This is a genomic window from Streptomyces globisporus (genome assembly GCF_003501885.1).
GTDB classification, from domain to species: domain Bacteria; phylum Actinomycetota; class Actinomycetes; order Streptomycetales; family Streptomycetaceae; genus Streptomyces; species Streptomyces globisporus_D.
In genome coordinates, this window is the sequence record NZ_QWFA01000106.1 from 1 (window position 1) to 21160 (window position 21160).

Here is a 21160-nt window from a genome sequence, read left to right on the forward strand (position 1 = left end):
AGCCCAGGCACAGCCCCAGGCCCAAGGCCAGCCCCAGCCCCCCGCTCAAGGGCAGCCCCCGGCACAGGCCCAGCCCCAGCCGCATCAGCAGCAGCCCGTCGACCCGCGTGCGGGCGGCGCCTGGCCCACCCCCGTCGCGCACGACCAGCGCGAGCGGTCGGTGCCGGGCGCCCCGCTCGGGTACACCGCGGCCGTCGAGCTCTCCTCCGACCGGCTGGTGCGGGGCAAGCAGAAGGCCAAGAGCAGCCGTAACCCCTCCGCCGCCTCCCGGTTCAAGCTGGGCGGCAAGAAGGAGGAGGCCGAGCGGCTGCGCAAGCTGGAGCTGATCCGCACGCCGGTGCTGTCCTGCTACCGCATCGCCGTCATCAGCCTCAAGGGCGGCGTGGGCAAGACCACCACGACCACCGCCCTCGGTTCGACGCTGGCCACGGAGCGGCAGGACAAGATCCTCGCCATCGACGCCAACCCGGACGCCGGTACGCTCGGCCGCCGTGTGCGCCGCGAGACCGGGGCGACCATCCGCGACCTGGTCCAGGCGATCCCGTACCTCAACTCGTACATGGACATCCGCCGGTTCACCTCGCAGGCGCCCTCCGGTCTGGAGATCATCGCCAACGACGTGGACCCGGCCGTCTCGACGACGTTCAACGACGAGGACTACCGGCGCGCGATCGAGGTGCTCGGGAAGCAGTACCCGATCATCCTCACCGACTCCGGCACCGGGCTGCTCTACAGCGCGATGCGCGGGGTCCTGGACCTCGCCGACCAGCTGATCATCATCTCGACCCCCTCGGTCGACGGGGCCTCCAGCGCCTCCACGACGCTGGACTGGCTCTCGGCGCACGGGTACGCGGACCTGGTGCAGCGTTCGCTCACCGTCATCTCCGGGGTCCGCGAGACCGGCAAGATGATCAAGGTGGACGACATCGTGCAGCACTTCGAGACGCGCTGCCGCGGTGTCGTCGTCGTGCCGTTCGACGAGCACCTGGCGGCGGGCGCCGAGGTCGACCTCGACATGATGCGGCCCAAGACCCGTGAGGCGTACTTCCACCTCTCGGCGCTGGTGGCCGAGGACTTCGCGCGCGCCCAGCAGCAGCAGGGGCTGTGGACGGCGGACGGCCAGAACCCGCCGCCGCAGTTCGCCCCGCCGATGCCCGGACAGCAGGGCTACCCGGCCCCGGGCCAGCAGGTCCCGGGCCAGCCGATGCCGGGGCAGCCGGGCGCCCCCGGTCAGCCCGGTCAGCCCGCAGCAGGACAGCCGATCCCTGGTCAGCAGCCCCCGGGCCAGCAGCCGTACGCACCGCAGCAGCCCGGCCCCGGCCAGCCCTACGCGCCGCAGCCCCACCACCCGCAGCACCCCGGCCAGCCCCAGCAGGGTCAGCATGGCCAGCCGCCGCAGCAGCCCTACAACGGTCAGCCCTACGGCGGGCAGCCGCCGTACGGGGGATATCAGACGGCCGGTCAGCCGGGGGCGCCCCAGGCCCCCTACCCGCCGCAGGCGGTGCCGGGCGGTCCGCAGAACGGGTGGCAGCAGTCGCCTCCCCCGCAGGGCGGGCCCGGGGCAGGCGTGCCGCAGCAGGGGCTGCCGGAGCAGCAGGGCGGACAGGCCAACCCGGCAGGCCAGCCCGATCTGCAGGGCCCCGTGCCTCCCGCCGGGTGGCAGCAGACGCCTCCGCAGGCGCCGCCGGCACCGCAGCAGTAGGCCGGCAACAGGGCCGCCGGAACAGCCGAAGTGGTTGAGACCAATGAGGGCTCGCATCGCTCACGCGGTGCGAGCCCTTCCGCATTCCCGCAGCCCACACGCGGTTTGACACACCGTTGACGAGCCTCGACCACCGCTGATAAACCTTCGCTTCACCAACTGGCGAACCAGAGATCTGCCCGCCTTCTTCAGCGAGTGATGACGCGAGGTCCCCGTCCATGGTCACAAGAGTTCCTCACCACTCCGTCCGGCCACGCCGACGCCTACGCCTCCTGCTGGCCTCCGGAGCGGCCGCCCTGGCGCTCGCCGCCGGGTCCGTCGTCCCGGGCAATCCGCTCGCGCCCGCGCCCTCCGAGGCCCGCGCCGACGACGGGAAGACGACGCTCACGGTCGCCGTCGCACAGAGCGTCGACTCCCTCAGCCCGTTCCTGGCGCAGCGGCTCGTCAGCACGAGCATCCACCGGCTGATGTACGACTACCTCACCAACTACGACCCCAAGGACAACAAGGCGATCCCGGGTCTGGCCACCGCGTGGGAGCCCTCCGCGGACAAGCTGACGTGGACGTACACGATCCGCTCGGACTCCACATGGTCCGACGGGCAGCAGGCCACCGCCGAGGACGCGGCCTGGACGTTCAACAAGATGATGACCGACGAGGGCGCGGCCACCTCCAACGGCAGCTTCGTCGGCAACTTCGAGAAGGTGACCGCCCCCAGCAAGGACAAGCTGGTCATCAAGCTCAAGGAGCCGCAGGCCACGATGGCCGCGCTCGACGTCCCGATCGTGCCCCGGCACGTCTGGGAGAAGGTCGGCGACTTCTCGAAGTTCAACAACGACAAGGACTTCCCCGTCGTGGGGAACGGTCCGTTCATCCTGACGGACTACAAGGTCGACAGCTATGTGAAGCTGAAGGCCAACAAGGACTTCTGGCGCGGGTCGCCCAAGTTCGACGAGCTGGTCTTCCGGTACTACAAGGACCAGGACGCGGCCGTGGCCGCCCTGCGCAAGGGTGAGGTCTCCTTCGTCGCGGGCAGCCCGAGCCTGACGCCCGCCCAGTCCGCCTCGCTGAAGAACGCCGCGGACATCAAGGTGAACGACGCCCCGGGCCGCCGCTTCTTCGCGCTCGCCGTCAACCCCGGGGCGCGGACCAAGGACGGGCAGAAGTTCGGCGACGGCCACCCGGCGCTGCTGGACCAGAAGGTGCGGCACGCGCTGTTCATGGCGGTCGACCGCAAGACCATCATCGACAAGGTCTTCCAGGGGCACGCCGTCGAGGGCGAGGGCTACATCCCGCCGCGCTTCGGCGACTACTTCTGGAAGCCGGCGGACGGTCAGAAGCTCGCCTACGACCCGGCGAAGGCGGCCTCCCTCCTCGACGAGGCCGGGTACGAGAAGAACGGCGCGGGCAAGCGCGTCGGCAAGGACGGCAAGCCGCTCGACTTCCGTATCCTCTGCCACGCCACCGACCCCAACGACAAGGCGATCGGCAAGTACCTCCAGGAGTGGTGGGGCGAGCAGGGCATCGGGCTGAAGGTCGACTGCCTCGACAACGTTTCCGACCCCTGGTACGCCGGTGAGTACGACCTCGCCTTCGACGGCTGGTCCGTCAACCCCGACCCCGACTTCGTCCTCTCCATCCACACCTGCGCCGCCCTGCCGTCCAAGGCCAAGGAGTCGGCCGCGACCGACAACTTCATCTGCGACAAGCAGTACGACGACCTCTACAAGAAGCAACTGGCGGAGTACGACCCCGCCAAGCGGGCGGATCTGGTCAAGCAACTGGAGTCACGGCTGTACGACACCGGGTACATGAACGTCATGGCGTACCCGAATGCCGTCGAGGCCTACCGCACCGACCACATCGAGTCCATCACCACCATGCCGTCGGCCGCGGGCAACATCTACGGCCAGGACGGTTACTGGAGCTGGTGGTCGGCGGTCCCGGCCGCCGGGGCCTCCTCGTCCGGTTCCTCCGACTCCGGTGGCTCCTCCACCGGGGTGCTCATCGGGGTCGGGATCGCCGTCGTCGTCCTCGCCGGTGGCGGACTCCTGTTCGCCATGCGTCGCCGCTCCACCGCGGAAGACCGTGAATAGTCCATGAGCTCAGAAAGCACTCCCGCCCTGCTGAAGGGCGCGGCGGGCGTGGAGAGCACCACATCCGGCGGCCCGGCTCCGGCCGGGCCGTCGGCCCGCTCCCCGCGCTCCCGCAGTACGGCCGCCTACGCCCGCTACGCGGCGGGCAAGCTCGCCGGGGCGGCCGTCTCCCTCTTCGCCGTCCTCGTCACCAGCTTCTTCCTCTTCCGGCTGATCCCCGGCGACCCGGTCAAGCAGATGACCGGCGGCCGTCAGGTGTCGACCGAACAGATCGCGGCGATGCGCCGTGAGTTCGGGCTCGACCTGCCGCTGTGGCAGCAGTTCACGCAGTACTGCGGCAAGGCGCTGACCGGCGACTTCGGTACGTCGTACCAGTTCCGCGCCCCGGTCGTCGACAAGATCACCGAGGCGCTGCCCGCCACGCTGCTGCTGACCGGCACCGCCTTCGTCATCTACACGCTGCTCGGCATCTGGCTGGGCGCGCGGTCCGCGTGGCGCAACGGCAGTGCCGGCGACCGGGCCAACACGGCGTTCGCGCTGACGCTGTACTCGGTGCCCTCGTTCTGGCTCGGTCTGCTCCTCATCATCACCCTGTCGGTGGGCATCGGCCCGATCCCCGGGATGTTCCCGACCGGCGGTATGGAGTCCGGCGACACCGAGGGCTTCGACCGGGTGCTGGACATCGCCCACCACCTGGTGCTGCCCGTCGTCACACTGGTCGCCGTGGAGTACGCGCGCACCCTGCTGGTGATGCGCTCCTCGCTGCTCGACGAGATGGGCAGCGACTACCTGACCACGGCCCGCGCCAAGGGGCTGCGCGACGACCTCGTCCGCCGCAGGCACGCCGTGCCGAACGCGATGCTGCCCACGGTCACCCTGCTCTTCGTGAACCTCGGTACGACGGTGGCGGGGGCGATCCTGGTGGAGACGGTGTTCTCCTGGCCGGGCCTCGGCGGCCTCTTCTACCAGGCGCTGAGCGTGCCCGACCTGCCGTTGGTGCAGGCGCTGTTCTTCGTGTTCGCCGCCGCGGTGATCCTGATGAACACGCTCGCCGATGTGATCTATCCGCTGCTGGATCCCCGGGTGGGCCGATGACGACGTCGATGGAGAAGCCCTCCGAACCTCAGGAGCCGGACGCCCGCAAGCCCCCCGGGGATGTGCGGGCACAGAGCCCGCGCACTCTGACCCGGGCGCGGCGGCGGCAGGCCGTGGCCCGCTTCTGGCGGCAGTACCGCACGCACCGCGCCGGTCTCGTCGGGCTCGCCGTGCTCGCGGTGATCGCCCTGCTGGCGCTGACCGCCCCGCTGCTGGTCGGGGCCGACTCGCAGAGCGTGACGAACGCCCCGGGCGGCCCACTGGAGGAGCCGAGCGGTGAATTCCCACTCGGGACCGACCAGTTCGGGCGCAGCCTGCTGGCCCTGATGCTGTGGGGGACGCGGGTGTCGCTGACGGTCGGGCTGCTCGCCGCGTTCCTGTCGGTGGCGATCGGCACCCTGATCGGGATCACCGCGGGCCACTTCAAGGGGTGGTACGCCACCGTCATCATGCGGGTGACGGACTGGTTCCTGGTGATGCCGACCCTCGTGCTGGCCATCGCCCTGGCCACGGTCCTCTCCCGGTCGATCTGGACGACGATCCTGGCGATCGGCGTGACGACCTGGCCGACGACCGCCCGGCTGGTCCGCGCCCAGACGCTGTCCGTCGAGTCCCGCCCCTACATCGAACGCTCGCGGGCGCTCGGCGGCGGTCACGGGCACATCATGTCGCGCCACGTCCTGCCCAATGTGATGCCGCTGGTGCTGGCGCAGACCACGCTCGTGATCTCCACCGCCATCCTCACCGAGGCGACCCTCGCCTTCCTCGGGCTCAGCGATCCCACGATCGTCTCCTGGGGCGGTCTGCTCCAGGACGCCCGTGAGGCCGGCGCGGTCAGCTCCGGCAACTGGTGGTACCTCGCTCCGCCCGGACTCGCCATCGCCGTGGTCGCCCTCGCCTTCACGCTGTGCGGCCGCACCATCGAGTCCGTGCTCAACCCCAAGCTGGGGGTGTCCCGTTGACCGCCACGACCACGACCACCACGCCGAACCCGGACCCGTCCGGCTCGCCCGGCCTGTCGGAGCCGGTCGGCGATCCGCCGCTCCTGGAGGTGCGGAACCTGACCGTCACCTACGGCGGCGGGGCCGACGCCGTCCCCGCCGTCCGGGGCGTCGATCTGCGGGTCGAGGCCGGACAGAAGCTCGGCATCGCCGGGGAGTCCGGCTGTGGGAAGTCCACCCTGGCCCTGGCCCTGCTCCGCCTCCTGCCTCCGACGGCGAAGCTCACCGGGGAGATCCTGCTCGACGGCGAGGACGTCCTCACCATGAAGTGGGGGCGGCTGCGGGCGGTCCGCTGGGCGGGCGCGTCGATCGTCTTCCAGGGCGCGATGCACTCGCTGAACGCCGTGCACCGGGTCGGGGACCAGATCGCCGAGCCGATCCTGCTGCACACCAAGGCCACCCCGGCCGCCGCCCGTAAGCGCGCCGGCGAGCTGCTGGAACAGGTGGGCCTGCCCGCCGCCCGCGCGCTGGCGTATCCGCACGAGCTGTCCGGCGGGCAGCGTCAGCGCGTGATGATCGCGATGGCGCTCGCCTGCGATCCGCGGCTGATCGTGGCGGACGAGCCGACGACCGCGCTGGACGTGATGATCCAGGCGCAGATCCTGCGCCTGATCGAGCAGCTGGTGTCCGACCAGAACGTCGGCCTGATCATGATCAGCCACGACCTCGCGGTGCTCGCCGACACCTGCGACCGGCTCTCGGTGATGTACGCGGGCCGGGTCGTGGAGGAGGGCCCCGCGCGGCAGGTGTACGCGGACGCCCGTCACCCGTACGGCAAGGCCCTCTCCGCCGCGTTCCCGAGGATCGGGGACCTGTCCTCGCGGCACGCCCCACGCGGGCTGCCGGGCGACCCGCCGGATCCGGCGGCGCTGCCGGGCGGCTGTACGTTCCACCCGCGGTGCCCGGTGGCGCTGGACGTCTGCGCCACCGAGGACCAGGAGCTGCGGGAGGCCGGGGCGGAGCGCCGGGCGGCCTGCGTCCTGGTGGACGAACCGGTCTCCCCGGGGGCCGACGACACGAGGAGCACCCCATGAGCACCGTCCCTGCGACCGGCGCCACGCCCCTCCTCAGCGCCGAGACGCTGAAGGTCGCGTTCCCCGGCCGGCGCGGGGCCGCCACCGCCCGGGCCGTCGACGGCGTCGACCTGGACATCCGGCCCGGCGAGATCGTCGCGCTGGTCGGCGAGTCCGGCTGCGGCAAGACGACGCTCGCCCGGTCCCTGCTCGGCCTGGTACCGCCCACCTCGGGCCGGGTCACCTTCGGCGGCGCCCCGCTCGACTACGCGGGCCGGGCGCTCAAGGCGTACCGCAAACGCGTGCAGCTGGTCCTCCAGGACCCGAGCGGCTCGCTCAACCCCCGGCACACGGTGTACGACGCGGTGGCGGAGGGGCTGCGCATCCACGGGTACACGGGCGACGAGCGGGCGGCCGTCTCGGAGGCCCTCTCCCGGGCCGGCCTGCGCCCGCCGGAGCGGTTCTTCCTGCGCTTCCCGCACGAGCTGTCGGGCGGTCAGCGCCAGCGCGTCGTGATCGCCGGGGCCCTGGTGCTGGAGCCGGAGCTGATCGTGGCCGACGAGCCGGTGGCGTCGCTGGACGCGTCGGTACGGGGCGAGATCCTGGCGCTCCTGCTGCGCCTCCGGGACGAACTGGGCCTCTCGGCGCTCGTCGTCACCCATGACCTCGGGCTCGCCTGGAACATCGCGGACCGGGTGGCGGTGATGTATCTGGGCCGGATCGTCGAGACGGGCCCGGTCGAGCAACTGCTCACGGCTCCTCAGCACCCGTACACCCGGGCCCTGCTGTCCGTCCTCCCGGAGGCGGAGGGCGAACCGGTCGTGCTGGCCGGTGAGCCGCCGGATCCCTCGAAGGTGCCTTCCGGCTGCCGGTTCCACGTCCGCTGCCAGGTCCTGGCCTCGGGCGAGGCGGAGCGAGCGGGGGTGGCGGAGGCCTGCCGCACGGTGGATCTGCCGGTGCTGAGCGGGGGCGGGGAGGCCCAGGTGGCGTGCCATTGGGCGGCGGCCTGCGCCGGGGAGGGCGAGGGCGGGTCCACCGACGTACCGACGGCCTGAGGCCGGTGGCACTCAGCGCTTCCGGTAGCGGGCGTAGATCAGCCCACTCGCGGCGAAGGCGCGCTCCTCGACCAGTTCGAGGTCGAGGCGCACGCCGTCGGGGAAGAACCGCTTGCCGCCGCCGACCACGCTCGTGGTGATGAACAGGTGGTACTCGTCCACCAGACCCGCCGCGATGGCCTGGGCCGCGAGGTTCGGGCCGTCGACGGTGAGGTCGGCGTCCGCCTCGTCCTTGAGCCGGCGTACCGCGTCCGGGTCGAAGGACCGCTCGATACGGGTGTTCGCGCTGGACACCGAGTCGAGCGTCGTGGAGTAAACGACCTTCTCCGCGGCCTGCCAGTCGCGGGCGTACTGCGCGATGTGCGGCGGCTGGTCGGGCTCGTCGAGCGCGGTCTCCCAGTAGACCATCGTCTCGTACATCCGCCGACCGTAGAGATAGGTGGCCACCGGCCGGAAGAGGTCGTTGACAAAGGTGTGGACCTCCGGATCCTCGGCCCCGGTGCCGAGGCCGCCCTCCGCCGCCTCTGCGTAACCGTCGAGCGAGGTGATCATGGAGTAGATGAGCTTGGCCACGGCATCTCCTTCGGTACGGACGCGCGTCTTCCGGCGGTCCCGCAGATGATGACCGCCACGCACCGCCGAACTCATCGGTCGGCGTGCGTCGGCACCCCGACCACCACGGACCGCAAAGAGTTCTTCGCGAAGAACCCTTTGCGAAGGACTCTTTGCGGTCTAGAATCTGCCGCATGACTGACAACACCCCGCACCCTTCCGACGACCCGTCACTGGACGAGGCATCGGTCGTCCTCGACGCCAAGGGGCTGCGCGCCATGGCGCATCCGGTCCGTGTGCAGCTGGTCGGGCTGCTGCGGAAGCACGGCCCGTCCACGGCCACCCGGCTCGCGGAGCGGCTGGGGGTGAACTCCGGGACGGCCAGCTACCACCTGCGTCAGCTCGGCGCGGCGGGCTTCGTCGAGGAGGACACGGAACGCGGCAACGCCCGCGAGCGCTGGTGGCGTTCGGTGCATCGGACGACCTGGTTCAACGACCCGGAACTGGCCGAGCGGGAACCGGAGGCCGCCCTCGCCTACCAGCAGTCCGTCGCCTCCATCTACTCCCTGCGTGCCCGGCAGACGCTGAACGAGCTGCAGACGATGCCCCGCGTCTGGCGGGAGAGGTTCGATCTGAGCGACTGGGCCCTGCGGCTCACACCCGAGGAAACCGCCGCGCTTTACCAGGAGTTGGGGGACGTCATCGGTCGCTACCGGCGTGACACCCCGGAGAACGCGGCGACCGCCCCGGCGGGCGCGGAGCGCGTCGGCGTCATCACCCACATCCTGCCCGAGCTGAACACACCCGCCCCGGAAGCGGAGACACCGTGACGCACGAAGGGCCGCCCCTGTCGGGCAAGCGGTCCTTACGACCGCTGGCCGGGGTGCTTGCGGCCGTCGCCGCTTCCGTGACCGGCACCCGGATCTCCCTGATCGCCCTGCCCTGGTTCGTCCTCGTCACCACGGGCAGCGCCACCCGGACCGGGCTGGTCGCCTTCTGCGAGATGGCACCGTACGTCCTGGTCAAGGCGTTGTCCGGCCCGTTGGTGGACCGCACGGGCCCACGGACCGTCTCCTGGACCACGGACCTGGCGAGCGCGGCCGCCGCAGCGGCGATCCCCCTGCTGCACACTCTGGACCAGCTCTCCTTCCCCGTCCTGCTGGGCCTGGTCGCGGTGATCGGGGCCGCGCGCGGTCCGGGCGACCTGGCAAAAGAGGTCATGGTCCCGGAGGCCGCCGAGCGCGCCGGAACACCTCTGGAGCGGGCCATGGGTCTGTCCGGCGTGATCGAGCGGCTCGCCTCCACCATCGGCCCGGCCGCGGGCGGCGCCCTGGTGGCGCTGCTCGGCCCCATGACCGGACTGGTCGTCAACGCGGGCTGCTTCGTCCTCGGTTCGGTGATCGTCTCGGTCGCGCTGCCGCGCGGCATGGGGCATCCGGTCGTGGACCCGTCAGCACCCGCCGACGCCCAGGAACCGGGCTACTGGCGGCGGTTCGGCGAGGGCTTCACCTTCCTGCGCGGCGATCCGCTGCTCCTCGCCGTCATCGTCGTGGTCGGCATCACCAATCTGCTGGACGCGGCCATGACCACCCTGATGGTCCCCGTGTGGGCCGCGGAGTCCGGGAAAGGACCGGCGGCGATCGGCCTGGTCAGCACGGCAATGGGGGCCGCCGCGGCCGGCGGGAGCCTCATCGCCGCGATGGCCGCGCACCGGCTGCCCCGCAGAGCGGTGTTCCTCGTCGGGTTCCTCCTGGCCGGGGCCCCGAGGTTCCTGGTCCTCGCGGTGGACGCCCCCTTGGGCGCGGTGCTGGCGGTCTTCGCCGTCAGCGGGTTCGGGGCCGGGTTCATCAACCCCGTGCTGGGCGCCGTGCTCGTCGAGCGCGTGCCGCGCCGGATGCTGGGCCGGGTCAACGCCCTCGGGGACTCGCTGGCCTGGTCCGGCATCCCGCTCGGCGGGCTGCTCGCCGGGGCGGCGGTGACGGCCGCAGGACTGACTCCGGTGCTGCTCGTCTGCGGGGCCGCGTACTTCCTCACCACCACCCTCGCCGGACTGCGGCCGGAGTGGCGGGCCATGGACCGCTCCCGCGATGACGGCGCACCGCAGGAGGAGCCGGCTCGGGACGGTGCGAAGACGGTGCCCTGATCAGCGCGTCCCGTCCGGCCCGCCCGGGTGGTGGATCGCCCCCGTCAGCTCCCCCAGCGGCCGCCCCGTCCCGCCCCAGCGGTGCTGGATGACCTCGGCGGCGATGGAGACCGCCGTCTCCTCCGGCGTACGGGCTCCGAGGTCGAGGCCCACGGGTGAGGCGAGGCGGGCGAGGGCCGCCTCGTCCGCCCCGGCCTCGCGCAGCCGGGCGAGCCGGTCGTGGTGGGTGCGGCGGCTGCCCATCACGCCGATGTACGCGGCGGGCGTGCGCAGGGCCGCGAGGAGCAGGGGCACGTCGAACTTCGGGTCATGGGTGAGGACGCAGATCACCGTGCGGGCGTCGACCTCGGCGGACTCCAGGTAGGTGTGCGGCCAGGCGCGGACCACCTCGTCGGCCGTGGGGAAGCGTTCCCGGGTGGCGAAGGCGGGGCGGGCGTCGCAGACGGTGACCCGGTAGCCGAGGAACGAGCCGATGCGGGCGGTGGCCGCCGCGTGGTCGATCGCGCCGAAGACCAGCATGCGGGGCGGCGGGGCGTACGTCCGGATGAAGACGGCCACTTCCTGCATCCGGCGCTGGCCGTGCGCCCCGTACCACTGGGTCGCGGTGTGGCCCTGGGCCAGCAGTCCGCGGGCGTCGTCGGTGACGGCCGCGTCGAGGCCTTCGGAGCCGAGCGTGCCCTTGGTGGACCCGGCGCCGGAGGGGCGGACCACCAGGCGGGCCCCGGTCTCCGCCGCGCCGGACAGGACGGTCGCCTCGGCCACCGGCCGGTCCGCGGCGATCAGGTCCAGCAGGGCACGGAGATCCGCCAGTTCGGCTGTGGAGACGTAAGCGCGCACCAGGACCTCGATCGTGCCGCCGCACGTCAGCCCGACGCCGAACGCCTCGTCGTCGCTGATCCCGTACGCCACCAGGCGCGGCCCCGCACCGTCCAGAACCTCGCGGGCGACCTCGTACAGATCTCCCTCGACGCAACCCCCGGAGACGCTGCCCACCACCGCGCCCGCCGCGTCGACGGCCATGACGGCGCCGGGGTCGCGGGGTGCGCTGCCGTGCACGGCGACGACGGTCGCCAGGGCGAGGGGGACGCCGTCGGCGCACCGGGCACGGAGGTCGGGCAGGATGTCGCGCACCCTGCCAGCATCCGTCGTCCCCGGGCGGAACGCACGGCCGACGAGTGCGTCAGTGGGTGCGGTCGTACGCGGCGGTCAGCTCGCTGGAGCGCTTCACGTCGGCGGCCATGGCGACCAGGAGGTCGTCGATCGAGTCGAACTTCAGCATGCCTCGGACGTACGCGAGGAAGTCGACGGCCACGTGCAGCCCGTAGAGGTCGAGGTCGACGCGGTCGATGGCGTACGCCTCCACCGTCCGCTCGGTACCGTCGAACTGCGGGTTCGTGCCGACCGAGATCGCGGCGGGCATCGACTCGCCGTCCACCTCCAGCCAGCCGGCGTACACGCCGTCGGCGGGGATCGCGGTGTGCGGCAGGGTCTCGACGTTGGCCGTGGGGAAGCCCAGCTCGCGGCCGCGCTGCGCGCCGCGCACCACGATGCCCTCGACGCGGTGCGGGCGGCCGAGGATCTCGGCGGCCCCGGCGACGTCACCCTCGGCGATCAGGCGGCGGGTGAGCGTGGAGGAGAACGGCAGTCCGCCGCCCGCCTCGCCGGTGACGTACAGGTCGATGACCTCGACGGTGTAGTCGTAGGTGGCGCCCAGCTCGGTCAGCAGCGCGACGTTCCCCGCGGCCTTGTGGCCGAAGCGGAAGTTGGGGCCCTCGATGACGGCCTTGGCGTGGAGGCGGTCGACGAGGACCTTCGCGATGAAGTCGGCGGGCGACAGCTTCGAGAACTCGGCGGTGAAAGGAAGGATCAGCACCGCGTCCACGCCCAGCTCCGCCATCAGTTCCGCGCGGCGGTGGTGCGGGGCGAGCAGCGGCGGGTGGCTGCCGGGGCGGACGACCTCGCTGGGGTGCGGGTCGAAGGTGACGACGACCGACGGGACGCCCAGCTCACGGGCGCGCTCGACGGCCCGGCCGATGATCAGCTGGTGGCCGCGGTGCACGCCGTCGTAGGAGCCGATGGTGACGACGCTGCGCCCCCAGTCCTGGGGGATGTCCTCCAAGCCACGCCAGCGCTGCACTGTGACCGCTCCTCGCCCGAACCTGTGTACGTGTGTATGTCGATTACGCAGGTCTAAGACTGCCATGCTCACGTCCCGCCGCCTGCATCGGCATCGGCATCGATGGACGTGATGTCTCCAACGCCTCCACCGTGCGCCGGGCGCTCGGGCCCACGACCGCCGCCCACTCCTCGGGGGCGTCGGCCAGCCAGTGGGTGACGAGAGCCGCGAAGCCGGGCACGGCGCGGGCGCACTCGACCAGGCCCCGGTCGAAGCGGGCGGCGCCTTCGGGGGTGCGGACCAGCAGCATGCCGGTGCGGTGGACGAGGGCGCGGGTACGGATCTCGGGGCGGCGCTCGGAGCCCCGGGCGGCGGCCCGGAGCAGGGCCTCCAGCACGTCCGGGTTCCGGCCGGTGGTCTGCTCGAACTCCAGCAGCACCTCCAGCAGCTCGGCCCGCAGCGGCCGGGAGTCCGCGCTGCCGGGCCCGGCGAGGACGGCGGCGAGCGCGGCGCGCACCGGGGGCGGTGCGGGCCGGTCCCTCAGCAGCCCGGTGACCAGGGGCAGCAGGAGGGCGCGGGCGGCCGGGCCGTGCTCCAGGCGGAGGTCGACGTACTCGGCGGCGTGCGTGCCGTCGTCGGGGTGGGCGTCGATGTACTCCCGTACGAGCCCGGCGACGTGCAGCGCGAGCGCGGGCGTGTCGAGGCCGGCCAGGGCCCGCAGCACCGCTCCCCCGGCGTCGCCGGGGCGGGCGAGACGGGCGCGGAGGGCGGCGAGGACCGGCTCCTGGTGGGACGGGAACACCTCGGCGAGCAGTTCGACGGGCAGCCGGGGGTCACCGGCGGCGAACGCGCGCAGCGCGCCCGGGAGGTGGCGGCCCCGGGTCTTCGGGTCGCGGACGAGGAGGGTGTGGGCGGCGGCGTGCAGCTCGGCGTCCTCGGGGCGGTCCAGCAGGATCTCGGCGGCGGAGCGCAGCAGGGCCCGGTCGCCCTCGGCGGTGACGCGCTGCTGGAGGAGTCCGGCGTAGCGGGCGGCGGCGGAGCGGCGGGCCGGGCGGTCCTCGTCGCGGGCCCAGCGCTCGACGGCCCGGCAGAGGGCGGTGGGCTCGTCCTCCGCGAGGGCGGCGAGCAGCTCGCCGGCCCGGGTGTGCGGGGTGGCGACCAGCGCGTCGGTGAGGCCGTCGAGGTCCAGCTCGCGGCGGGCGTACAGCAGGGCCTGCGCGGCGGCGGCGACGGTGGGGCGCAGAGGGACGTCCGGTGCGTCGGGGCCCACGAGCAGCGGGCGTTCGTCGGTGAACCAGCGGCACAGCAGCGGCTGGACGGCCGGGGCGTCCAGGGCGAGACGGCGGGCGACCGCGTCCAGATACCGTTCGTCGCCGTCGGTCCGGGGCAGCCCGTCGGCCGGCACCAGGCGGCGGAGCAGGTCGATCCGGTCCTCCTCGGGCAGCCGGAGCCGCCGCCAGAACCAGGGCCCGAACTCGCCGTACGCCCCGAGGTCCCCGGCTCCTCCGGGGGCGGCGGAGCGGCGGGTGATGCGTCCGGCGAGGACCCGCAGGACGCCGAGATACGGGCGGGCGTCGGGCACCCGCAGCAGGCTGCCGCCCAGGAGGTGGGCCGCCCACCACGCGGCGTCCTCGTCGCGCGGGCCCTCGTCGGTCCAGAGCCGGTCCAGCGCCTCGATGAGGTCGGCCATCCGGTGGGCGAGGGCGGCGGTGCCCTGGCGGCGGCCGAGGAGCACCATCGCCTGGATCACCGGCCCGATGCGGTGCCGGGGCACGGGCAGGCTGCGGGGTTCGCCCTCAGCGTTCGGCGGACGCAACCTCCCGCCGCTGCCCCGGTGCCAGCGGTGCACGAGGGAGCGCAGGGCCGCGTCCAGGTCGAGGTGGGCGCCCTGCACCCAGTCGCCGAGCTCCTCGTGGGCGAAGCGGTAGCCCGCCCCGGCGGGGACGAGGAGTCCTTCGGTGAGCACGGCGGAGGCCCAGCCGGTGCGCCAGGGGAAGATCTCCTCGAACGCCGCCCGGTCCAGTTCGCCCTGGCCCGGGCCCAGACAGCGGCGGGCCGCCTCGTGGACCTGGCCCGCCACCCGGGCGGCCAGCCGGCGCACGGCCGCGCCGCGCGGCTGTTCGTCGGCGGCGGCCGCGATCCGGACGGCGGCGCGCACGCACAGCAGGTCGAGGTGGGCGCCGAAGACATCCTCGGTGTCGGGGCGGCCGGGCACACCGGGCGGCAGGGCGGCGCGGACCTCGGCGAGGAGCCGCAGGGTCAGCGGGTGGCGGTCGTGGCCGGGTGCCAGGGCGGTGGGCGGGATGCCGTACGCCTCCTTGGCGCTTTCGGCCTGCTCCGGGGTGAGGTCGGCCACCCGCAGGGCGGGCGGCAGACGGCGGGCGGGGCGGTGCGGACGGTGCAGGGCGTCCGGGGGCCAGAGGGCGCCCGCGGTCTCCCAGTGCTCGGGGCGGCAGGCGACGACGAGCCGGACGGCGTTCTCGCGGAGCCAGCCGAGGGTGGAGCGCGTCCAGTCGGCCAGCCGGTGGGCGAGCAGCGGCGGCATCTCCTCGGGGCCGTCGAGCACCACCAGGAGCGGGTGTCCGGCGTCGGCGGCGAGCTTGGCGACGCGCTCCGGGGTGGCCGTGCTCATGTCGCCGTGGGCGCCCGCCGCCGTGACGATCCGGGCGGAGCGGGTGAGCGTACGGCTTGCGGCGTCCGCGATCGAGACGTCCTCGGCCAGCAGGTCCGCGCCGCGCAGCCAGAGCGTGGGGGCGGGCGCGCCGTGGGCGCGGCGGGCGGCGAGGGCGGCCAGCTCCGTGGTGCGGCCGGTGCCGGGTGCGCCGACGAGGCCGAGGACCAGGCCCGTACCGGCGGCGAAGGCGCCCAGCTCGGCGTGGACGTCCGCGCGCTCGACCGGCGCGGTGCGGGCCTTCGGGCCGTCCGCGGAGGCGACGGAGGTGGCGGTGAGCTGGAGGGCTCCGGCGATGTTGAGGTGGGGGCCGTAGGCGGGGGCGACGGCGGCGTTGCGGCGGAGCAGCGCGTCCAGGGTGTCGTCCGTGCCCCGGGTGATCGGGAGGGCGAGGCCGGCCGCCTCGTGCGGGGCCGTGAGGGTGGTGCTGAGGATGCCGAGGACCACGCCGGTGGCCGGGTCGGTGACCGGCCCGCCGACGGCCGCGCCGCCGGAGCGCAGGGCGTCGCGCCCGTCGGTGCCGAGGGCCAGCTCCAGGGCGGCGGGGACCGGGTGGCCGACGCCGTCCGGTGCGGTGTATGTGGCGGGGGTGGTGCCGAGCACGCGGGCCTCGCGCCGTCCGTGGGCGGCGATGTCGACGTAACCGCCGGGCTCGACGCGGTCGCGCCCGGCGATGGGCAGCGGCTCGGCGTCGAGGGCGCCGGGCCCGCCGGTGCGCAGGAGGGCGAGGCCGAGGGCGGGCAGCGCGGTGATGTCGTCGGGGGCGACGGAGCAGGTGCGCCCGCCGGTTCCGTGGAGGAGGAGCGGGCCCGGGGAGAGGACGGCCTGATGAGCGGTGACGACCGTGCCGCGCTCGTCCGCGACGAATCCCGTCCCTCGCGGCCGGCCGGCCTGATCGCAGATTCTTACCAGCTTCGACCGGTCCCCACTGCCCATGGTCCGACGGTAGGCCGCCGGTGATCGCCCGGAGCGCGGGGACGGGGAAAGCGCCCCCCGCGCCCCCGCTGTTCACTCCGAGCGCCCGTCCAATGGGGTGAATAAGCGTGTCCCCCGAGGAGCAGAGATGGTGCCGGGGAGGGGAAAGGGTGGAGCGGGCACCGGTTGGGGGGTGGTGCCCGCTCCACGACAAGCAGTCGGCGCGTCGGCGACGAGCAGTCAGTACGTCTGCCGGCCACGCCAAGGGTCAGGCGAAGACGGCGAGGCTCTTGGCCTTGCCCTTCTCCTCCTCGACGAGCACGAGGAACGCGCCGTCGGGCCCGAAGACCGCGACCGGCCCCGGCGGGTAGGCCGGCATGTCCAGCCGTACGCCGTTGAGGAGCAGCTTGGCGCGCTTCTCGTCGACGTCCCAGCGGGGGAAGGCCGCGTTCGCCGCGTCGGCGACCGGCATCACGGTCAGCTCCTCCTGGTGCTGGTCCAGGGTGCGGGCCGCGTCCAGGCCGTACGGGCCGACCCGGGTGCGGCGCAGCGCGGTCAGATGGCCGCCCACGCCGAGCCCGGCGCCGAGGTCGCGGGCCAGCGCCCGGATGTACGTCCCCGAGGAGCAGACGACGGAGACGACCAGGTCGAGGACGGGGGTGCCGTCCTCGGCGACGGCCTCGCGGACGTCGTAGACGCGGAAGGAGGAGACGGTCACCGGGCGGGCCGGGATCTCGAACTCCTCGCCGCCGCGCACCCGTGCGTAGGACCGCTTGCCGTCGATCTTGATGGCGCTGACCTTGGACGGCACCTGCATGATCGCGCCGGTCAGCTCGGCCACCCCGGCGTCGATGCCCTCCCGGGTCACCCCGGAGGCGTCCGTGGACGAGGTGATCTCGCCCTCGGCGTCGTCGGTGACGGTGTCCTGGCCGAGCCGGATCGTGCCGAGATACTCCTTCTCGGTCAGGGCGAGGTGGCCCAGGAGCTTGGTGGCCCGCTGGACGCCGAGCACCAGGACCCCGGTCGCCATCGGGTCCAGCGTGCCGGCGTGGCCGACGCGTCGCGTGCGGGCGATGCCGCGCATCTTGGCGACGACGTCGTGCGAAGTGAAGCCGGACGGCTTGTCGACGATGACAAGACCGTCCGGCGTGGTGGTCTGCTCGGTCATGCGGAGGCGGGGCCCTCGTTCTTGTCGGTCGAGCCGGGGGTGTCCGCCTCGTCGTCCTCGTCCTCGGGCTTGCGGTACGGGTCGGCCTCACCGGCGTACGTCGCTCCGGTGGAGACCTGGCGCACCTCCGCGTCCTTGGCCCGCGCCTTGTCGAGGAGGTCCTCGATGGTGCGGGCGTTGTCCGGGAGGGCGTCCGGCACGAAGGCCAGGGTCGGCGTGAACCGGACCCCGGTCTGCCGGCCCACCTCGGAGCGCAGAACGCCCTTGGCGCTCTCCAGCGCGGCCGCGGAGGCCGCACGCTCCTCGTCGTCGCCGTAGACCGTGTAGAAGACCGTGGCCTCCCGCAGGTCGCCGGTGACCCGGGCGTCCGTGATCGTCACGAATCCCAGCCGCGGATCCTTGATTCGCCGGTCCAGGGTCTCCGCGACCACGACCTGGATGCGATCGGCCAGCTTGCGGGCCCGCGCGTTGTCGGTCACCGGTCCGTCACTCTTCCTTCTGATTTCGCTCGACTGTCAGTCTTCGTCACTGTGCAGCCGCCGTCTGACCGACAGCAGCTCAACCTCGGGGCGTCCCGCGACCAGCCGCTCGCAGCGGTCCAGCACGTCCGTGAGGTGTCCGGTGTCACCGGAGACCACGGCAAGACCGATCTCGGCCCTGCGGTGGAGATTCTGCCCGCCGGTCTCGGCCGCACTCACCGCGAACTTGCGTTGGAGTTCGGCGACGATCGGGCGGACGACGGAACGCTTCTCCTTCAACGACCGTACGTCGCCGAGAAGCAGATCGAAGGACAGGGTCCCCACATACATGTGTGTCCGGATGTCCCGCCGGTTCGGGTTCGTGCCCCGCCAGAGCTTGCCGGGGACATCAGAACCGTACCGGAACGGCCGGAGCCGATCGACGGAAATACGACCCGTCGACCGGCTCCGACCTCGGTGGAGGGGCTCCGGGAGCGGACTCCCGGAACCCTTCCTAATTCCCTGCGGATCCTTGCGAACCCCCGTGGGATCAGCCTCGCGGCTTCTCGCGCATCTCGTACGTCGCGATGACGTCGTCGATCTTGATGTCGTTGAAGTTTCCGAGGTTGATACCGCCCTCGAAGCCTTCACGGATCTCGGTGACGTCGTCCTTGAAGCGGCGCAGACCGGAGATGTTGAGGTTCTCCGCGATGACCTTGCCATCGCGCAGCAGGCGCGCCTTGGTGTTGCGCTTGACCTCGCCGGAGCGGACCAGCACACCGGCGATGTTGCCCAGCTTGGACGAGCGGAAGATCTCGCGGATCTCCGCCGTGCCGAGCTCGACCTCTTCGTACTCCGGCTTGAGCATGCCCTTGAGGGCCGCTTCGATCTCTTCGATCGCCTGGTAGATGACCGAGTAGTACCGGACGTCCACGCCTTCGCGCTCGGCCATCTGCTCGGCACGCCCTGCGGCGCGCACGTTGAAGCCGATCACGATGGCGTCGGAACCCGTCGCCAGGTTGATGTCCGACTCGGTGACCGCACCCACACCGCGGTGCAGGACCCGGATGTCGACCTCTTCACCGACGTCGAGCTGGAGCAGCGAGGACTCGAGAGCCTCCACCGAACCGGACGCGTCGCCCTTGATGATGAGGTTGAGCTCCTGGACCAGACCGGCCTTGAGCGCCTCGTCCAGGTTCTCCAGGGAGAACCGGACGCCCTTGCGGGCGAAGTTGGCGTTGCGCTCGCGGGCGGCACGCTTCTCGGCGATCTGACGGGCCGTACGGTCCTCGTCGACGACCAGGAAGTTGTCGCCGGCGCCCGGGACGTTGGTGAGACCGAGCACCAGGACGGGGGTCGAGGGACCCGCTTCCTGCACGTTCTGACCGTTGTCGTCGAGCATGGCGCGCACGCGGCCGTAGGCGTCGCCCACGACCATCGTGTCGCCGATGCGCAGCGTTCCGCGCTGGACCAGGACGGTCGAGACGGCACCGCGACCGCGGTCGAGGTGGGACTCGATCGCAATACCCTGCGCGTCCTGGTTCGGGTTGGCCCGCAGGTCGAGCGAGGCGTCGGCGGTGAGGACGACGGCCTCCAGCAGCGCCTCGATGTTGAGGCCCTGCTTGGCGGAGATGTCGACGAACATGGTGTCGCCGCCGTACTCCTCGGCCACCAGACCGAACTCGGTGAGCTGACCGCGCACCTTGGTCGGGTCGGCGCCCTCGACGTCGATCTTGTTGACCGCGACCACGATCGGCACCTCGGCCGCCTTGGCGTGGTTCAGCGCCTCGATCGTCTGGGGCATCACACCGTCGTTGGCCGCCACCACGAGGATCGCGATGTCGGTCGACTTCGCACCACGGGCACGCATGGCGGTGAACGCCTCGTGACCCGGGGTGTCGATGAAGGTGATCTTGCGCTCTTCGTCGTTGACGTCGGTCGTGACCTGGTAGGCACCGATGTGCTGGGTGATGCCACCGGCCTCGCCCGCGACCACGTTGGTCTTGCGGATCGCGTCGAGAAGTCGGGTCTTACCGTGGTCGACGTGACCCATGACGGTCACGACCGGCGGACGGGAGACCAGGGCCTCTTCGCCGCCCTCGTCCTCGCCGAACTCGATGTCGAAGGACTCGAGCAGCTCGCGGTCCTCCTCCTCGGGGCTGACGATCTCCAGGACGTAGTTCATCTCCTCGGCGAGAAGCCGGAGCGTCTCGTCGGAAACGGACTGCGTGGCGGTGACCATCTCGCCGAGGTTCATCATCACGGCGACGAGCGACGCCGGGTTGGCGTTGATCTTCTCCGCGAAGTCGGTGAGCGAGGCGCCGCGCGACAGCCGGACGGCCTGTCCGTTGCCGCGGGGCAGCATGACGCCGCCGACCGACGGGGCCTGCATGGCCTCGTACTCCTGGCGCCTCTGCCGCTTCGACTTACGGCCACGACGCGCCGGACCGCCGGGACGGCCGAACGCACCCTGCGTGCCACCACGGCCACCGGGACCACCCGGACGGCCACCGAAGCCGGGACGACCGCCGAAGCCGCCGCCACCACCGGGACGACCGGCACCGCCGCCGCCACCGGGACCGGCCGGACGGCCGGCGAAGCCGCCACCGCCGCCGCCACCGGGACGACCCGCGAAGCCGCCGCCACCGGGACGACCGCCACCGGCACCGCCGGGACGACCGCCACCGCCGGGACCGCGGCCACCGCCGCCGGGACCGGGACGCGGGCCGGCAGCGGGACGCTGCGGCATCATGCCCGGGTTCGGGCGGTTACCGGCGGGACCGCCGCCGGGACGCGGAGCCTGCGGACGGGGCATGCCGCCCGGAGTGGGACGGGCACCGCCCTGACCCTGACCGCCCTGGGGGCGCGGGGCGCCACCGGGGCCGCCCTGCGGACGCGGGGCGCCGGGGCGCTCCTGACCGCCACCGGGGCGCGGGGCACCGCCGGGACGGGGCGCCGAGGGGCGCGCCATGCCGGTGGAGCCACCGGAGGTGAAGGGGTTGTTGCCCGGACGGGGACCGGCCGGACGGGCGCCGCCGGGGCGCGGGGCGCCCTGGCCGGCGGGACGCGCGGGGCGGTCGCCGCCACGCTCGCCACCACGGCCGCCGTCACGCTGGCCACCGTCACGCTGACCGCCGGCCGGAGCCGGACGGGCGGGCGTGGGACGGGGGCCGGG

The 21160-nt window shown here is 72.8% G+C and carries 16 protein-coding genes; 8 read left to right on the forward strand and 8 right to left on the reverse strand.

Going from position 1 to position 21160, the window contains the following annotated elements:
• The 6 genes from D3105_RS20055 to D3105_RS20080 all read left to right on the forward strand — a co-directional run.
• The coding region (locus tag D3105_RS20055; RefSeq protein ID WP_165891049.1) for a MinD/ParA family ATP-binding protein at positions 1-1702 on the forward strand (1702 nt) is incomplete at its 5' end.
• Between the two features lie 218 nt (positions 1703-1920).
• Positions 1921-3798, forward strand: a complete 1878-nt coding sequence (locus D3105_RS20060; RefSeq protein ID WP_118904494.1) for an ABC transporter substrate-binding protein — start codon at positions 1921-1923, stop codon at positions 3796-3798.
• Between the two features lie 3 nt (positions 3799-3801).
• Positions 3802-4893: an ABC transporter permease gene (locus D3105_RS20065; RefSeq protein ID WP_118904495.1), complete on the forward strand. Its 1092-nt coding sequence runs from the start codon at positions 3802-3804 to the stop codon at positions 4891-4893.
• A gap of 8 nt (positions 4894-4901) precedes the next feature.
• On the forward strand, positions 4902-5855 hold the full coding sequence (locus tag D3105_RS20070) for an ABC transporter permease (RefSeq protein ID WP_412080955.1): 954 nt from the start codon (positions 4902-4904) through the stop codon (positions 5853-5855).
• Positions 5852-6928: an ABC transporter ATP-binding protein gene (locus D3105_RS20075; RefSeq protein ID WP_118904496.1), complete on the forward strand. Its 1077-nt coding sequence runs from the start codon at positions 5852-5854 to the stop codon at positions 6926-6928. Before D3105_RS20070 ends, D3105_RS20075 begins: the two co-directional genes overlap by 4 nt.
• Positions 6925-7962, forward strand: coding sequence for an oligopeptide/dipeptide ABC transporter ATP-binding protein (locus tag D3105_RS20080; RefSeq protein ID WP_118904497.1), 1038 nt, complete (start codon positions 6925-6927; stop codon positions 7960-7962). Before D3105_RS20075 ends, D3105_RS20080 begins: the two co-directional genes overlap by 4 nt.
• A 12-nt stretch (positions 7963-7974) precedes the next feature.
• Here the strand turns inward: D3105_RS20080 and D3105_RS20085 are convergent, their stop codons facing one another.
• On the reverse strand, positions 7975-8535 hold the full coding sequence (locus tag D3105_RS20085) for a dihydrofolate reductase family protein (protein WP_118904498.1): 561 nt from the start codon (positions 8533-8535) through the stop codon (positions 7975-7977).
• A gap of 173 nt (positions 8536-8708) precedes the next feature.
• Here D3105_RS20085 and D3105_RS20090 point away from each other — a divergent pair, with 173 nt between their 5' ends.
• The gene (locus D3105_RS20090; protein WP_118904499.1) at positions 8709-9344 is read left to right on the forward strand and encodes an ArsR/SmtB family transcription factor; all 636 of its coding nucleotides are present in this window, start codon (positions 8709-8711) and stop codon (positions 9342-9344) included.
• Complete coding sequence (locus D3105_RS20095; protein ID WP_118904500.1) at positions 9341-10657, forward strand: MFS transporter; 1317 nt, start codon at positions 9341-9343, stop codon at positions 10655-10657. Before D3105_RS20090 ends, D3105_RS20095 begins: the two co-directional genes overlap by 4 nt.
• Here D3105_RS20095 and D3105_RS20100 read toward each other — a convergent pair whose 3' ends face one another.
• The 7 genes from D3105_RS20100 to infB all read right to left on the reverse strand — a co-directional run.
• Entirely contained in the window at positions 10658-11788 is a 1131-nt protein-coding gene (locus tag D3105_RS20100) for an XdhC family protein (protein ID WP_118904501.1), read from the reverse strand. It lies immediately after the preceding gene.
• Positions 11789-11837: 49 nt separating this feature from the next.
• Positions 11838-12794 carry a bifunctional riboflavin kinase/FAD synthetase gene (locus D3105_RS20105; protein ID WP_118904502.1) on the reverse strand — a complete coding sequence of 319 codons (957 nt, stop codon included), beginning with the start codon at positions 12792-12794 and terminating at the stop codon, positions 11838-11840.
• Between the two features lie 43 nt (positions 12795-12837).
• Positions 12838-16380: a serine protease gene (locus D3105_RS20110; protein WP_118904503.1), complete on the reverse strand. Its 3543-nt coding sequence runs from the start codon at positions 16378-16380 to the stop codon at positions 12838-12840.
• 247 nt (positions 16381-16627) lie between these two features.
• A complete protein-coding gene (gene truB / locus D3105_RS20115) occupies positions 16628-17527 on the reverse strand; it encodes a tRNA pseudouridine(55) synthase TruB (RefSeq protein WP_118904504.1) in 900 nt (299 codons plus the stop codon).
• Positions 17524-18006, reverse strand: coding sequence for a 30S ribosome-binding factor RbfA (gene rbfA, locus D3105_RS20120; RefSeq protein WP_010061881.1), 483 nt, complete (start codon positions 18004-18006; stop codon positions 17524-17526). The genes truB and rbfA overlap by 4 nt, the downstream gene beginning before the upstream one ends.
• A gap of 36 nt (positions 18007-18042) precedes the next feature.
• Positions 18043-18336 carry a DUF503 domain-containing protein gene (locus tag D3105_RS20125; protein WP_030588044.1) on the reverse strand — a complete coding sequence of 98 codons (294 nt, stop codon included), beginning with the start codon at positions 18334-18336 and terminating at the stop codon, positions 18043-18045.
• Between the two features lie 199 nt (positions 18337-18535).
• Positions 18536-21160 (reverse strand): translation initiation factor IF-2 (infB, locus tag D3105_RS20130; protein WP_240646966.1); only part of this gene is annotated, 2625 nt, incomplete at its 5' end.